The organism is Butyricicoccus porcorum, assembly GCF_051246315.1.
In the GTDB taxonomy this organism is placed as follows: Bacteria; Bacillota; Clostridia; order Oscillospirales; family Butyricicoccaceae; genus Butyricicoccus_A; species Butyricicoccus_A porcorum.
The window spans coordinates 721,320-737,677 of record NZ_CP178353.1; the positions used below are offsets into that span (position 1 = coordinate 721,320).

General features: G+C 56.6%; 11 protein-coding genes and 1 riboswitch. Of the genes, 4 read left to right on the forward strand and 7 right to left on the reverse strand.

The window, feature by feature from the left end:
* The first annotated feature begins 237 nt into the window (after positions 1-237).
* A riboswitch (FMN riboswitch) is annotated at positions 238-366 on the forward strand.
* A 130-nt stretch (positions 367-496) separates the two neighbouring features.
* From ribD to ribH, 4 genes are read left to right on the forward strand one after another with little or no spacing between them, the layout of a single operon-like run.
* A complete protein-coding gene (gene ribD, locus ACLM7Z_RS03500) occupies positions 497-1,606 on the forward strand; it encodes a bifunctional diaminohydroxyphosphoribosylaminopyrimidine deaminase/5-amino-6-(5-phosphoribosylamino)uracil reductase RibD (protein WP_242969748.1) in 1,110 nt (369 codons plus the stop codon).
* 4 nt (positions 1,607-1,610) lie between these two features.
* Positions 1,611-2,267 (forward strand): riboflavin synthase, encoded by a 657-nt coding sequence (locus ACLM7Z_RS03505; protein WP_087016801.1) that lies wholly within the window; start codon positions 1,611-1,613, stop codon positions 2,265-2,267.
* Positions 2,268-2,284: 17 nt separating this feature from the next.
* The gene (locus ACLM7Z_RS03510; RefSeq protein ID WP_087016803.1) at positions 2,285-3,493 is read left to right on the forward strand and encodes a bifunctional 3,4-dihydroxy-2-butanone-4-phosphate synthase/GTP cyclohydrolase II; all 1,209 of its coding nucleotides are present in this window, start codon (positions 2,285-2,287) and stop codon (positions 3,491-3,493) included.
* A gap of 35 nt (positions 3,494-3,528) precedes the next feature.
* Positions 3,529-3,990 (forward strand): 6,7-dimethyl-8-ribityllumazine synthase, encoded by a 462-nt coding sequence (gene ribH, locus ACLM7Z_RS03515; RefSeq protein ID WP_087016805.1) that lies wholly within the window; start codon positions 3,529-3,531, stop codon positions 3,988-3,990.
* A 153-nt stretch (positions 3,991-4,143) separates the two neighbouring features.
* On the opposite strand, the gene ACLM7Z_RS03520 is transcribed toward ribH, so the two are convergent.
* The 7 genes from ACLM7Z_RS03520 to ACLM7Z_RS03550 form a co-directional block, all read right to left on the reverse strand.
* Positions 4,144-6,204 (reverse strand): elongation factor G, encoded by a 2,061-nt coding sequence (locus ACLM7Z_RS03520; RefSeq protein ID WP_087016807.1) that lies wholly within the window; start codon positions 6,202-6,204, stop codon positions 4,144-4,146.
* Between the two features lie 285 nt (positions 6,205-6,489).
* Positions 6,490-11,013 carry a hypothetical protein gene (locus tag ACLM7Z_RS03525; RefSeq protein ID WP_435645594.1) on the reverse strand — a complete coding sequence of 1,508 codons (4,524 nt, stop codon included), beginning with the start codon at positions 11,011-11,013 and terminating at the stop codon, positions 6,490-6,492.
* Positions 11,006-11,809, reverse strand: coding sequence for a 23S rRNA (guanosine(2251)-2'-O)-methyltransferase RlmB (gene rlmB, locus ACLM7Z_RS03530; RefSeq protein WP_087016811.1), 804 nt, complete (start codon positions 11,807-11,809; stop codon positions 11,006-11,008). The genes ACLM7Z_RS03525 and rlmB overlap by 8 nt, the downstream gene beginning before the upstream one ends.
* Before the next feature lie 339 nt (positions 11,810-12,148).
* A complete protein-coding gene (locus ACLM7Z_RS03535) occupies positions 12,149-13,354 on the reverse strand; it encodes an aspartate kinase (RefSeq protein ID WP_087016815.1) in 1,206 nt (401 codons plus the stop codon).
* Between the two features lie 112 nt (positions 13,355-13,466).
* Positions 13,467-14,360 (reverse strand): homoserine kinase, encoded by an 894-nt coding sequence (gene thrB, locus ACLM7Z_RS03540; protein ID WP_273349040.1) that lies wholly within the window; start codon positions 14,358-14,360, stop codon positions 13,467-13,469.
* A gap of 7 nt (positions 14,361-14,367) precedes the next feature.
* Positions 14,368-15,582: a homoserine dehydrogenase gene (locus ACLM7Z_RS03545; RefSeq protein WP_435645595.1), complete on the reverse strand. Its 1,215-nt coding sequence runs from the start codon at positions 15,580-15,582 to the stop codon at positions 14,368-14,370.
* A 32-nt stretch (positions 15,583-15,614) separates the two neighbouring features.
* Positions 15,615-16,058 (reverse strand): ACT domain-containing protein, encoded by a 444-nt coding sequence (locus ACLM7Z_RS03550; protein WP_087016821.1) that lies wholly within the window; start codon positions 16,056-16,058, stop codon positions 15,615-15,617.
* Between the last annotated feature and the right edge of the window lie 300 nt (positions 16,059-16,358).

Sequence of the window (16,358 nt, forward strand, 5' to 3'; positions counted from 1 at the left end):
TTTGTGTTATGCTGATTACGGAACAAACGGCCTCACGCATTCCATATGTACGCACCCCCTCTCCGTTGCCGGATTCGGTGTGACAACACGGAACTCATAGTATATTCCGTGATATTTTTCCACATTTTCCACACGGTGTCAAACCGCGCGCCCGGTGCGCATATTTTTTTGTAACATTTGACGAAACTCTTGCAATTTCCCGCGCGCCGTAGTATACTGTTTTCGTCAACAAAAGATGTAGTTCTTCAGGGCAGGGTGCAACCCCCTACCGGCGGTACAGCCCGCGACCCGCTGGGAGCTTTCCCCGCGGCTGATCCGGTTTGATTCCGGAGCCGACAGTTACAGTCTGGATGGAAGAAGAAACTATTTGAGACATGGTTCATGTCTCCTGTTTTCGTCGCCCTGTTTCGCATGGATTGTGAAGCAGGCATTTTTATTTCCGCGCCCTGTTTGCCTGCACAAACGGGGCTTTTTTGCTGCTTTGGAGCTGATACAAATGGCAGAAATTACAACAACCGATATTCGCTGCATGCGCCGCGCACTGGAGCTGGCGCAACGCGGCATGGGACATGTCTCCCCCAATCCGATGGTCGGCGCCGTCATTGTCAAGGATGGCCGCATCATCGGCGAGGGCTGGCACGAGCACATCGGCGGCCTGCATGCCGAACGCAATGCCTTCAAACACTGTACGGAGGACTGTACCGGAGCGACTATCTATGTGACGCTGGAGCCGTGCTGCCACTGGGGACGCACCCCGCCGTGCACCGATGCGATTCTGGAGCATAAAATCGCGCGCGTTGTCGTCGGCTGTCTCGACCCGAATCCACTGGTCGCGGGCAAGGGCCTGGAGATTCTGCGCGGTGCCGGCATCGAATGTGACTCCGGCGTGCTGGAGGACGAATGCCACGCCATCAATGAGGTGTTTTTCCACTATATTACAACAAAAAAGCCGTATGTCGTCATGAAATATGCAATGACATTGGATGGGCACATTGCCGCCTATACCGGCGATTCCAAATGGATCACCGGTGAAACAGCTCGCGCACAGGTACAGCAGACGCGCAAATGGCTCAGCTCGATCATGGTCGGCATCGGTACCGTGCTCGCGGATGACCCGATGCTCAACTGCCGCATCGAACCCGGCGTCGATCCGATCCGCCTTGTCTGTGACAGTACACTGCGCATCCCTCTGGACAGCCAGCTGGTGCGCACGGCAAAGGACATCCCCACGTGGGTCTTCTGTGCAAACGCCGATGTGCGCCGCAAGACAGCGCTGGAGGATGCAGGCGTAAAAGTCATCCCCCTGCCGGATGAAAGCGGCACACACGTCGATCTGGCGGCGGCAATGGATTATCTCGGACAGGAGCAGGTGGACAGCGTGCTCCTTGAGGGCGGCGGCACTCTCAACGGCGAAGCGCTGCGCCTCGGTCTGGTCGACCGCGTGCAGGCGTATATTGCGCCCAAACTGATCGGAGGCGCCACAGCGCGCGGTCCGGTTGAAGGTCCCGGCATTGCGCGCATGGCAGATGCGCTGACGCTGGACGATCTCACCATTACACGGCTGGATGACGACATCCTCATCGAAGGCCGTATCCGAAAGGACTGAACGTATGTTTACCGGAATTGTCGAAGAAGTCGGTGAAATCACCGGCCTGCGCCAGTCGGCAACCAGCACTGTGCTCGGCGTGCGTGCCAAAACCGTGCTCGGCGGCACCCAGCTGGGCGATTCCATCGCAGTCAACGGTGTATGCCTGACTGTCGTGCGGCTGACTGCCGACGGCTTTGAAGGTGATGTCATGCCGGAGACCATGCGCCGCACCAATCTCGGCGCACTGCGTCCCAAATCGCGCGTCAATCTGGAGCGCGCCATGGCAGCGGATGGGCGCTTCGGCGGGCACATCGTCGCCGGACATGTCGACGGCACCGGCACAATTACCGATCTGTCGCCGGAGGGCAATGCGGTCTGGGTTACCGTCGCTGCCGCACCGAATATCCTGCGCTATATCGTTGAAAAGGGTTCGATTACCATTGACGGCATCAGCCTGACGGTTGCTTATGTCGACAACACCTGTTTCAAGGTCTCTATCATCCCGCATACGGGACAGGAAACCACACTGCTCACCCGCAAGCCCGGCTATGTCGTCAATCTGGAATGTGACATTGTCGGCAAATATATTGAAAAGCTCATGCAGCCCGCACCGGCGGCGGAGGAAGCGCCGTCCGGCGGCATCACGGTGGATTTTCTCGCCGGAAACGGGTTTCTATAACAGAGGAGGACACACACATGGCTGATTTTGCAACCATTGAACAGGCACTGGATGCGCTCCGTGCCGGAAAGAATATTCTGGTCATCGATGACCCCGACCGTGAAAACGAAGGCGATATTGTCTGCGCCGCACAGTTCGCAACCACGGAAAATGTCAATTTCATGGCAACGCATGCCAAGGGCCTGATCTGCATGCCGATGAGCGGCGATTACTGCGACAAGCTCGGCCTGCCGCAGATGGTCGAGAAAAATACAGACAACCATGAAACCGCATTTACGGTTTCCATCGACCATGTCAAGACAACCACCGGTATCTCCGCCGTGGAGCGCTCGCTGACCGCAATGATGACCGTCAATCCGGAGGCAAAGCCGACCGACTTCCGCCGTCCGGGACATATGTTCCCGCTGCGCGCGCGGGAAGGCGGTGTCCTGATCCGTTCAGGCCACACCGAAGCAACGGTTGATCTGTGCCGTCTGGCAGGTCTGGCACCGGTTGGCCTGTGCTGTGAGATTATGCGCGAAGACGGCACCATGATGCGCACCACTGAACTCATCCAGTTTGCGAAAAAGCACGACCTGGTCATGATTTCCATCGCTGACCTGATCGCCTATCGCATGCGCGACAAGGAAGAATCTCTGGTTGAGGAAGTTGCCTGCGCCGATATGCCGACCAAATACGGACATTTTAAGATTCACGGCTTTGTCAATAAGCTGTCCGGTGAGCACCATGTCGCCCTGACCATGGGTGATATCGCAAATGGTGAGCCGGTGCTCTGCCGTGTACACTCTGAGTGCCTGACCGGTGATACCTTCGGTTCGGCGCGCTGTGACTGCGGCGAACAGCTGGCCGCAGCACTCAAGGCCATCAACAAAGAAGGCCGCGGCCTGCTGCTGTATCTGCGTCAGGAAGGACGCGGCATCGGCCTGATTAACAAGCTGCGTGCCTATGAGCTTCAGGAGCAGGGCTACGACACCGTAGACGCGAACATCAAGCTCGGTTTCCCGGCGGATATGCGCGAATACGGCATGGGTGCACAGATGCTGGTTGCCCTCGGCGTACAGAAGCTGCGTCTGATGACCAACAACCCGACCAAGATCCACGGTCTGTCCGGCTACGGTCTGGAAATTGTAGAGCGTGTCCCGATTCAGATCGCTGCCAATCCGGTCGATGCGTTCTATCTCAAGACCAAGCAGGAGCGCATGGATCACATGACAGAATACAAGTAACTTCAGGTTTACAGGATACAGGAGGAAAAACTACTATGAAGCTGTTAGAAGGAAATGTAATCGGCACCGGCCTCAAGGTCGGCATTGTTGCGGCACGTTTTAATGAGTTCATCGTCGGCAAGCTGGTTTCCGGCGCACAGGACGCACTGGTACGCCATGGCGTCGACACCGACGACATCGAGATCGCATGGGTTCCGGGCGCATTTGAAATCCCGCTGATCGCACAGAAGATGGCACAGTCCGGCAAATATGACATGGTTCTGTGCCTCGGCGCTGTCATCCGCGGCTCCACGTCCCACTATGATCTCGTCTGCAACGAGTGCGCCAAGGGCGTAGCACAGGTTTCCCTCGCATCCGGCATTCCGGTTCTGTTCGGCGTCGTCACCACCGACACCATCGAGCAGGCTATCGAGCGCGCAGGCACCAAGGCGGGCAACAAGGGTTATGACGTCGCCTGCTCCGGCATCGAGATGGCAAATCTCATCAAGGGTCTGTAAGGTTCCATTATTCCATACCATTCCAAATACAGCGAAAAGGCACCTCAGCCGGTCTGAGGTGCCTTTTCCCATTTTCCAAGTAAAAACCCGCGCGAACCAGAAGCCCCGCCGCAGAATCCGTCTGCGGCGGGGCTTGCTCTGTCTGTATGTTTTTTATGCGTCTGCCTGCGCAGCGGCAATAACCTTCTCCTGAACCGCCGGAGGTGCGTCCTCGTAGCGCTCAAACTGGGAGACAAACGAGCCTCTGCCCTGCGTCATGGAACGCAGCGTAATCGCGTAATCGCTGATTTCCGCCATCGGCACTTCTGCGACAATTTCCTGACCGTCATCGGTCGGGTTCATGCCCATGATGCGGCCGCGGCGCTTGTTGATATCGCCAATGACATCGCCCATGTAGGAATCCGGGATGTAAACCTTCATCGAGCAGATCGGCTCCATGATAACCGGGTTTGCCTGCGGGATGCCTGCCTTATAGGCCAGCTTTGCCGCCATCTTAAACGAAAGCTCGTTGGAATCGACGTCATGATACGAACCGTCGAGCAGGTCTGCCTTCAGGCCGACCATCGGGTAACCGGCGAGAACGCCGTGCTCCATGGCTTCACGGATGCCCTTTTCCACGGCCGGATGGAAGTTCTTCGGGACGGAACCGCCGAAGATATGCTCTTCAAACAGGAAATCGCCGTCCGGATACGGGGAGAACTCCATCTTGACATGTCCATACTGACCATGGCCGCCGGACTGTTTCTTATGTTTGCCTTCGACGGTGACCTTCTTGCGAATCTTCTCGCGGTACGGCACGATCGGTGCGGACAGCACTGCCTCCGCGCCGAAGCGGCTCTTGAGCTTGGAGCAGATGACATCCAGATGGATATCGCCCGAACCGCTCAGGATGCTCTGATGGGTTTCCTTATTGACGGTAAACGTAAAGGTCGGGTCTTCATCCGCCAGTCTGGCCAGACCTGCGGCAATTTTTTCCTCGCCGCCCTTGGTCTTCGGCGAAATGGCCTGCGAATAGCATGCCGGAGCAAACGGAATGCCGTCCAGATTGACCGCGCGGACGCTCATGGAGAGCGTATCGCCCGTCTTGGTGGTTGCGAGCTTGGAAACCGCGCCGATATCGCCGCAGGTGATTTCCTTGACCTCTGTGCTCTTCTTGCCGCAGATGGAATAGATATGACCGATTTTCTCGATGCCGTCCATGCGGTGGTTGAGCAGGGTCATATCCTGCTTGACCGAGCCGGCAACGACCTTGAAATAACTGAAGCGGCCATACTGATCCGCAGTGGTCTTAAATACAAAGGCACACGGCGTGCCGTTCGGATTGCAGGCAATCTCTACCAGATCGTCGCCCTCCTCGCAGACCTCAACGGCGCCCTGGTCAGGCGACGGCATATAATCACAGATGCCCTTGAGCAGTGCAATCGTACCGATGCCAGTGGCAACGGTGCCGCAGAAGGTCGGAATGATAACGCGCTCCAGCACGCCCTGACGCAGGCCTGCAATCAGCTCTTCGTCAGAGAATTCCTCGCCTGCGAAATAGCGCTCCATCAGATCCTCGGACAGCTCTGCAACGTTCTCGCACAGCGCGGCGCGGTGCTGGTCAACGCGCTCAACCATGTTCTCCGGAATCGGAATTTCAACGCGCTCATTGCCTTCCATGCGGTATGCCTTGCGGACAACGCAGTCGACAACGCCGACGGTCTCGCGGTTGCCCTCAAAAATCGGTACAACGATCGGGCAGACACTCGGGCCGAACGCCTTTTGCAGCTTGTGCAGCGAGGTATAATAATCGGAATGCTCCTCATCAATCTTGGAAATGTAGAACATGCACGGCTTGCCCGCGTCCGCCAGACGCTTCCATGCCTTTTCCGTTCCGACGCTCGGACCGGATTTGCCCGGGACAACAATCAGACCGGATTCACACACGCGCAGTGCGCTCAGCACCTCGCCCTCGAAATCGAAGAAGCCCGGGGTGTCCAGCATGTTGATCTTACAGCCGCCATATTCAACCGGCGCAACGGTGGTGGAAATCGAGAATTTTCTGCGGATCTCCTCCGGATCGTAATCACAAACAGTGTTTCCGTCTGCAATCTTTCCCATGCGATCGGTTGCCTTCGTCATATAAAGCATGCTCTCAATCAGAGAGGTCTTGCCATCTCCACCATGCCCCATCACGCAGACATTGCGGATTTTATCTACAGAATATACGTTCAACGATTCCACTCTCCTTACAAGGGTTTTCCAGCGGCCATCCGACCGCCTCTGTTCGTAATTATATACTATTCTATCCGCTATTGCAAACAAAAAATTGTGAAATCTTTCTAAACGTGCCGCTGAGCATGGGATATTTTGCCCAGTTTATGTGCGTATTTTCTGCATTTTTCTCACATTGTTTCTCTTTATATCATATATTTGTGCTTTTTTTGCACATTTCTATCAAAAACGGCAAAAAAACAGGGAGCGGAGATTCCTGCCGGAATTCCGCTCCCTGTGTCGTTTTCAGTCGCGCCCGACGCCGCTTTCCAGGAAGAAAATGGGCACAAAGCACAAAATCGTATACAGCAGCACGCGAATCGGACGCGCATCAGTCGGAACAAAGACATAGCACAGATACGCCATCAGCAGCATGCAGATGAGCGCCGCGCCGATGCCGATGACTGCGCCGACAGCCGACAGCCGGTTCTGTCCCTGCGCGGTCGAAACGCAGTCGGCAAACGGTACCAGACCGTCGCGCAGCATGATGCCGCACAGCGTGCCGCCCGCCACATAGCGCGGGCTGCGCAGCGCACGGTCGGTCTCCAGCTCCGGCAGCAGGACTGTGCCCTCATGCAGACCATACAGTCGTTCCACCAGCTGCGGCGTAACCTGATGGTTGCGCGTATGCAGCAGAATGCGGATATGGCGTTCGGTCAGCACCTGCATGGCATTGAACAGCACCGCCGGAACCTGATAGTCCACAGCCAGCACTGCGGCGACCTCGCCCTCCACGGCGAGAACCAGACCATTTTCCGGCACCTCGCCCGCCAGAATGCCGCGCTCCGCCATAAAGTCCACGCCGCCGAGCAGGATCTCCAGACCGCCGATCTGGCCGCTGATCCCGCCGCCGGTATAGCGCACGACATGGTGTGCCACGAGCGGTGCGCCATAGCGGGCGCGCACCTCCTCTGCGAGCATATGCCCGAGGGAGGAATCGCCTGCAAGCGCTGCCGCATACGCCAGTGCAGTCGCGTCATTCAGCTGGCTGCGCAGCTCCAGCCGCTCCAGTGCGACTGAGCCCGCCGGGAACAGGTCATCATCTGTCAGCACGACCGCCTCCGCAGCGGACAGTGCCGACGCACCGCGCATCCCATCCAGTGCCGTGCCGCCCTTCATCATATGGCGTGCCGCATTGCAGCGCCCCATCGACACCGCCGACAGCAGCGCGACCTGGCATGCACCGGTCATCGTCGCCGCCAGCACATAGATCAGGCGTCCGGCATCTCCGGTGGACACACAGACAATTCCGGACAGCACAATCGATATCACAACTGCCAGAACCATCAGAATGCTCTCCAGCTGCCTGCCGCGGTCAGGCTGCACGGTTTGTCGGACAAACGGCGCCGTATCCGCCATCCGCGTTTTGACAATGTGCTTCAGGTCTCCATCCCGGCAGTAAATGCCGACCGGCTGCGGGGTACTTACCGCGACCTTATAGACATAATGCCGTGTGCGCGCATCGGACACACGCGCGCGCATCTGGGCAAACAGTGCCAGCATGGCCGCACAGGTATACGGCATTTCCTCTCCATCCCAGATCAGGCGGACAATACAGTGTACCAAATTGAGCACCAGTGCCAAATCCACCAGTGTGGAAAAATTCGGGCTGAGATGTACGACAGACAATATGCCGTCTTTGATGACGTCAAACGCCGCCACCATGGCAACCAGCTGCAATACAATAAGCGAAATCAGCACCACTCTGGGGCTGTCCACATAATCCATCGAAGCGGGCAGCGGCAGTGAAAAATCCGCCGCGCAGGAGAGATAAACTGCGATGACGGTGAGCACAGCCACCACGATGGAGCGTTGTGCCTGTACCCGGGCGCGCTGCTTCCAGCTGCCCGCCGCCTTGCGCAAATCACGTGGTACCTCTTCCTTCGGCCAAACAGCCCGCTTGTTCGCAGGCTTCCGACTTGCAGACACCTGTGCCGCTTTGCGGCGCACCTGTGGTTCCGGCTGCTCTGCCGGTTCTGCCTGCTCGGGCATATCCGGAATTTCCGGCAGAGGCTCCTGTGGCTGCTCCACCGGTTCCGGCTCCGCTGTTTCTTCCGGCTCTGTCCGTTCTTCTTCCCGGTCGGCCGGCTCCGTTTCCGGTGTACCGTCCGACCCATCGTTAAAAACCGCGCCGCTTCCTTCTTCGCTCTGTTCCTGCTCCAGCAGGGCACGCAGCTCGCCTGCCGCATCAATGGCAGACGGTTCCGTGTCCTCCGGGGCTTCTTCCTCTTCCGGTTCCTCCTGCTTCGGAGCAGGATGCCGTGCTTCCATATAAGCGCGATGGCGTTCCATAATCCATTCGCGCTGTCGCGCAACCTCACGCTGCATAACCGGGCCTTCCCGCCGCAGCTCTTCGAGTGCGGGGGCTGTTTTGCACAGTTCTTCCAGCGGCAGCCCCAGCCATTCGGGATCAGGCTCCGGCTTCGGGCGTTTTTTCACCTTCGATGCCGGTTTCACAGCAGCCTTTGCTGCGGATGCCGGTTTCTCCGTTTTTGCTTCTGTATCTGTGGCTTTCGTTTCCAGCTCCGCTTCCGCATCAAACAGCTCCGGCTCATGTGCCTGCGGTTCCCTTTTTCCCCTCACGGGAATATCAACATATACGGTGGTTTCCTCTTCCGGGAATTCTTCCAATGAGAGCTTCTGCGGTTTCGATTCAGACGGCTCCGGCGGCATGCCGCCCTCGCGCAGAATCTGTTCAAAGCTGGTAATCGGCTCTTCCGGTTCCTGCTCTACGCCGGACAGGAATTCCGCCAGCTCCTCTTCGCTGATAACCGGAATATCCTCCGGCTGCGGGCGCCGCGGCGGCTCCGGTGTTTCCTCCGTCGCACCGACGGCTTCTTCCTGTGCCATTGCCTCTGCAAAGGCCGCCACACCGGCATCTTCCGGTTCCTCCTGCGGCTCTTGTTGCGGTTCGTCCTCGATTTCATCCGGTTCCGGCTCGAAATAAACTTCCTCCGGTGCGGTGATGTTCTCCGGCTCCTCTGCTTTCCAGTTGTCCAGTGCAGCCTCTTCCTCCGGAAGTTCAACCGTCTCGGCATCTTCCGGTTCTGTTTTTGGCGTTTCCGGTTGTTCGTCCGGCTCGGCTTCTTCAACCGGTTCCGGCGCGACGTCTTCCAGCACCTGTGTTGCCTGTTCGTCTACCGGCTCGAACACCTCGGTCGGTTCCGCATCAGAAGGTTGTTCTTCTGCACCTTCGTCCGCGTCGGTTTCATCGTCTTCGTCGTCCGCGTCATCATCGTCCGCGCCGAACCACTTCGACCAGAAGCCTTTCTTTTCCGGCTTTTCCTCCGGTTCTGTTTTGGGCGCTTCCGGTTGTTCGTCCGGCTGAGCTTCTTCAACCGGTTCCGGCTCGACGTCTTCCAGCACCTGCGTTTCCTGTTCGTCTACCGGTTCGAACACCTCGGTCGGTTCTGCATCAGAAGGTTGTTCTTCTGCATCTTCGTCCGCGTCGGTTTCATCGTCTTCGTCGTCCGCGTCATCATCGTCCGCGCCGAACCACTTCGACCAGAAGCCTTTCTTTTCCGGCTTTTCCTCCGGTTCTTCGTCCGGCTCGGCTTCTTCAACCGGTTCCGGCTCGACGTCTTCCAGCACCTGCGTTTCCTGTTCGTCTACCGGTTCGAACACCTTGGTCGGTTCTGCATCAGAAGGTTGTTCTTCTGCATCTTCGTCCGCGTCGGTTTCATCGTCTTCGTCGTCCGCGTCATCATCGTCCGCGCCGAACCACTTCGACCAGAAGCCTTTCTTTTCCGGCTTTTCCTCCGGTTCTGTTTTGGGCGCTTCCGGTTGTTCGTCCGGCTGAGCTTCTTCAACCGGTTCCGGCTCGACGTCTTCCAGCACCTGCGTTTCCTGTTCGTCTACCGGCTCGAACACCTCGGTCGGTTCCGCATCAGAAGGTTGTTCTTCTGCACCTTCGTCCGCGTCGGTTTCATCGTCTTCGTCGTCCGCGCCGAACCACTTCGACCAGAAGCCCTTCTTTTCCGGCTTTTCCTCCGGTTCTTCGTCCGGCTCGGCTTCTTCAACCGGTTCCGGCTCGACGTCTTCCAGTACCTGCGTGCGTCCAACCGCAGAGGTAAACAACTCCGCATCGTTTGCTATCGTTTCCGGCATTTCCCAATGCACGGTGGATTCCGCATCGATATGTACCGTCTGTTCCTCCTCCGGTTCCGTCGTCTCCGATTCATAGGACGGTGCTTCGTCCGGTTCCGTCTGCGATACCGGAGGATTGTCAAACAGACGCGCCATCAAATCCGGCTCCTCCTCCGGTTCTTCCAGCATTTCCGTGCGCGGGTCAATAAATTCTGTCTGTGTATGTCCTTCCGGTTTGGAAAATACCATATCGACCGGATCCTGTTCAATCTGTCCGAGCTGGTTAAACAGCCGGGCAAAAACATCCTCCTGTTCCTCCAGCGGGTCAGGCTGTTCCGGTTCACCCTGCGCATCGGCTGCAAGCTCATTCTGCTGGTCAATGACATCCTGTGTCTGCTCCGCCGCACGAAACAGGGCAGAAAGGTCTTCTGTTTCCGGCAGCTTCGGCATCTCATCCTCTGTAACAGGGGCAGCATGTCCGGTTGCTTTTGTCTGTACTGGGGCAGCGGGCTGCGGTTCATCCACACGAATGCCAAAGCGCTGCATCAGCTGTTCCAGTGATTCCTTATCCTGTTCCGGCTCAGATGCACCGGCTTCCCGCATGATATCTTCAACATCATACCGGCTGCCGCCGGAAACATCATCCAGTTCCTGTTTTAATTTTTCCAGATCCAGATCATCCATGACGTTCCTCCCCAAGCCGCTGCCGGACTGCCTCATACAGCAGCACCGCGGCGGCGGCGGATGCATTGAGTGAATTTACCTTGCCCTTCATCGGGATGCTCACGATAAAATCACATTTATCATGTACAATGCGGCTCAGACCATTGCCCTCCGAACCGATGACAATTGCCGCTGCACCTGCAAAATCCGCTTCATACAGCTGCTTGTCACCGCCTGCATCTGCACCGAACACCCACACGCCATTTTCCTTGAGTTCATCAATGGCAGCGGCAAGATTGGTAACACGCGCCACACCGATGTGTTCAATTGCTCCGGCAGATGCCTTTGCAGCAGTTGCCGTCAGGCCGACCGAACGGCGTTTCGGAATAACCACACCGTGGGCACCTGCGGTTTCGGCTGAGCGGATGACTGCACCCAGATTATGTGGGTCAGTCAGGCCGTCACACACCAAAATCAGCGGCTGTTCCCCGCGGTCGCGTGCGACCTGCAAAATATCATCTATCGATACATATTCATGTGCCGCCGCCTGTGCGATGACGCCCTGATGCACGCCGGTTTCGCTCATCGCGTCCAGTTTGCGCCGGTCAACCTGTGTGACAACTGCACCGGACTTTTTTGCCAGGGCAATGATATCCGCCATGCGCCCATTCTGGTCAGGTGCGACGAACAATTTATCCACGGTCCTGCCTGCGCGAAGCAGCTCCATGACCGCATTTCTGCCCTCATACAGCGTGGTTTCACGTTCTTCCTCACGCGCCGGGCGTTTCTGATAAGTTTTCTTGTTTTTTTGGCTCATGCGATCTTCTCCATACCGTCAATTTCAGATGATATCAGTATAACACAAATCCGCTGTGCCTGACAGCAAAAAAACAAAGTTCCTTGCGGTTTCCGGTATTTTCCGCGGGAATGTCGAACGGGCACAAAAAAAGCGGGTGCAATCCATGCGCCTGCCTGTCCGCCGGTTCAGCTGTCATATTCGTAGATTCGATGGATTTCGCCCTCGCGCATGCGCTCTTTGCAATCTGTTTGAAGATTGTGCTCATTTTTCATCCGCCCCGACAGTGTACCATATTTTTCCGCACAAAAAACCGGCTTCCCGTTTGCTGGGAAGCCGGATCAAGCGATGTAGAAAAAATCAATCGAAGAACTTGTCGTGTACGGCACGGACAGCGCGCTGTGCGTCCTCCTCATCAATCAGGACGGAAATCTTGATTTCAGAGGTGGAAATCATGCGGATGTTGATCTGTGCATTGGACAGTGCCTCGAACATCTTCGCAGCAACGCCGGAGTTGGATGCCATACCTGCGCCGACGATGGAGACCTTTGCAATCTTGGACTCATAGGTGATGCTGTCGCAATGCAGCTTGTCCTTGTTCTCCTCGAGCAGACGGACAGTCTCATCCAGCTGGCCTCTGGATACAGTGAAGCTGATATCCTTGGTGTTGTTGCGTCCGATGGACTGAAGGATAATGTCAATGTTGATCTTGTTCTTTGCCAGCAGGGAGAACAGACGGAATGCCTTCCCCGGCTCATCCGGCAGGCCCATAACGGCAATGCGGGCTACGTCCTTATCGCAGGCAACACCGCTGATAATCATCTTTTCCACAGAAGTAACCTCCTTGACTTTGGTTCCGGGATTTCTCGTGAGGCTGGAGACAACCTCAAGGTCAATGTTGTATTTCTTCGCCATTTCAACCGAACGGTTGTGCAGAACCTGTGCGCCCAGCGTCGCAAGCTCCAGCATTTCGTCGTATGTGATTTCATCGAGCTTCTTTGCGCCCGGAACAACACGCGGGTCAGCGGTATATACGCCGTCAACGTCGGTATAAATCTGGCACAGATCTGCATGCAGTGCTGCCGCAATCGCAACAGCTGTCGTGTCCGAACCGCCGCGGCCGAGCGTCGTAATGCTGTCGTGGCTGTTGATGCCCTGGAAACCTGCGACGATAACAATGCGGTTTCTGTCGAGCAGGCTCTGGATACGCTCCGGTCTGACGGTGCGGATGCGGGACGAGCCATAGTTCAGGTCGGTCTTGATGCCAGCCTGCCAGCCGGTCAGGCTGGTTGCATGGAAGCCGAGCTTATTGATCGCCATTGCCAGCAGAGCCATGGAAATCTGTTCGCCTGCGCTCAGCAGGACATCCATTTCACGTGCCGGCGGGTTATCTGTGATTTCTGCGGCCTTTTCAATGAAATCATCGGTGGTGTCGCCCTGTGCGGATACGACAACAACAACCTGATTTCCAGCCTGTGCCGTCTTGGTTACAATATCGGCAACATTGAAAATACGCTCGGTGTTCGCAACCGACGTACCGCCGAATTTCTGCACAATTAAAGCCATGTGCTGTGTTCCTCCTATCGGTTTTCCCGCGCCGCGCGCGGGTCGGGATTCTATAGAACGCTGTGTGCGTTGCATACCTCTGCCATACACACAGGGTTTCTGACAAATGAAATTATTCCGTCTGTGTGACGGTTGCGCCGACCTCATCACATGCCAGCAGCACCGGTGTCCAGTCAGGGAAACGGTCGGCAAAATACATGCAGGCACGGCTGTAATAGGTTTTATCCTCCTTGTCGACCATCGCAATGATGGTCGGGCCTGCACCGGACAGGAATGCGCCGAGGGCGCCCAGTCCCTTTGCACTGCGCACAACCTCTTCGCCGTTCGGAATCAGGCCGAAGCGATACGGCTGATGCAGGCAGTCGCCGACCGCAACACGCAGGTTATGCAGGTCACCTGTGACCAGCGAGCCGGTCAGCAGTGCCGCACGCGACAGATTGAAGACGGCGTCGTGATGCGGGATGGTTTTGGGCAGCGCGCCGCGCGCCTTTTCGGTGGACAGCTCAAAGTTCGGGATGAATGCGACAAAATCCACTTTGTCCGCAATCGGGACGCGCACGCTCCACACCTTGCCATATTCCAGCAATGCGGTACAAAAGCCGCCGAGAATGGCCGGCGTAGAGTTGTCCGGATGTCCTTCGATGGCTGCCGCGAGATCAATGATGTTTTCCTGATGCAGCGGGCCGCCGAGCAGTGCATTGGCACCCAGCAATCCGGCAACCGTGCAGGCAGAGGAGGAACCGAGTCCGCGTGTCTGCGGAATGCTGCAATCCTCAATCAGCCGCAGGCCGGGCATCGGCTTGCCGCAGATGTCATAAACGCGCTTGGCGCACTGGTAAACCAGATTGGTCTCATCATTCGGAATGCGTTCGCCTCCCGTGGCGGAAATGTCGATGCAGTCGCATTCCTCCATAGAAAAGCGGTTATAGAGATTGAGCGCAATGCCAATCGAATCGAAGCCCGGGCCCATATTTGCGCTCGTTGCGGGGACAGTTACAGTAATCATCAGCAGGTTACAGCAGGCGCATGCAGCCGGTTACCGAACCGAGTGCCGCAGCCTTCTCCTTCATTTCTGCCGTTGTGCATTCTGCCGTGATGCAGGCAGCCTCTTCGCCGGTCTTTGCGGCCTTGAGCATATCGCAGCCCGGGAAGGTATCAATCAGGCGCTTTGCCGCATCTGCACCCTCCAGGCGGACATACCAGCGGGATGCAAAGCTGTCCAGCGGGCGCACCAGGTTTTTGCTGCCATCGCCCCAGCTGCCCATGCGGCGGTGCTCATTGTGGCGGGCACAGTCGATGATATCCGCGACAACAGCGGAAGCGGTTGCCAGCTTACCGGCACCCTGTCCATAGAACATGGCATCACCCAGCATGTCGCCGGTGATGAGAATCGCATTGAATACGTCATCGACATCCGCCAGCGGGCTCTTTTTGGAGACCAGATGCGGTGCGACAAAGGCATAAATGCTGCCGTCCTCATTGAGTACGGCACGGCCGAGCAGCTTGACCACGCAATCCGCCTGTGCGGCATAGCTGACATCCTCCAGCGTAATTTTGGAAATGCCTTCGGTCTCGACATATTCCGGATGGATGTGGTCGCCATAGGCGATGTCGGACAGAATGCAGATTTTGCGGCAGGCGTCAATGCCGTCTACATCCGCTGCCGGATTTGCCTCGGCATAGCCCTTCTCCTGCGCTTCCTTCAGCGCGGTTTCAAAGGTCAGGCCCGCGTCAATCATACGGGTCAGGATGTAGTTGGTTGTGCCGTTGAGAATGCCGGTGATATGCGTCATATGGTTTGCCGTCAGGCATTGCAGCATCGGGCGGATGATCGGGATACCGCCGCCGACAGATGCCTCAAACATATAATTGACGCCGCTCTCCTTTGCAATATTGAGCAGCTCCGCGCCATGCGTGGCGACGAGCTCCTTGTTGGAGGTGACAACATGCTTTCCGGCAAGCAGGCAGCGCTTGGTAAATTCATATGCTGCGCCCTTGCCGCCCATTGTCTCCGCGACAATGCTGACCTCCGGGTCATTTTCAATGATAGAAAAATCCTTGATAAATTTCTCCTGATGCGGTGCATCCGGGAAATCCCTCAGATCGAGGATATATTTTACTTCAATGGCATCCCGCGCATTTTTGGCAACTACGTCCGCATTGCGGTCGAGCACCTCATATACGCCGGAACCCACTGTGCCGAATCCCATAATTGCGGCCTTAAACATCGTGGTTTTCCTCCTTTTTTGTCAACAGACGGTCACTCTCTTGCCAGAATCTCCATGCGGGCGACACCGGAAATCGACATAATTTCTGCCATCAGCTGTTCGACCGAACGATCCATGCCGCCGGTGCGCGCGGCGATGGTCACGGCAGCCTGCCCGTTGACGGGGATGGACTGGTTGATGGTCAGGATATTCGCCCCCGAACGGGCAAATACCGACAGAATGCCGGACAGCACGCCTGCCCGGTCAGAAACCATCAGACTGAACGTGATGATGCTCTGTGTTGCCGCTTCAAACAGCGGCTTGATGCCGTCCTTATATTTATAATATGCGCTGCGGCTGAGTCCGACCTTCTGGGTGGCTTCGCCGACGGTGCGGATCTCCCCGCTTTGCAGACAGCGGTTTGCCTGCGCGACCTTGAGAAATACCTCCGGCAGCAGGGATGCTTCCACAATATAATATTTCGGCTGCTGTTCCAATTGCCTGCGGCTCCTTTCGTGACGGGTTTCACTCCGCCGTGTCTTTCTCTGAAAAACATTTGTTTTTGTGCAGCAACGATATCATACCACAAAAGACGAAGGCATTGCAACCCTTTTTCCCGTAAAAAGTCGATGTTTTTTGGAGAAATCACGACAGAATGTACTTTCCGGGAACAATTTCTGATTTCCCGTACACGGTATGAAACCGGCTCCCTACGCCGGAGCGGAAGGAGCCGTCTGTTTTTATGCTGTTATTTCTTTTTCCATTCCACATACCGCAGGGGCCGCGGAAAAGTCCGC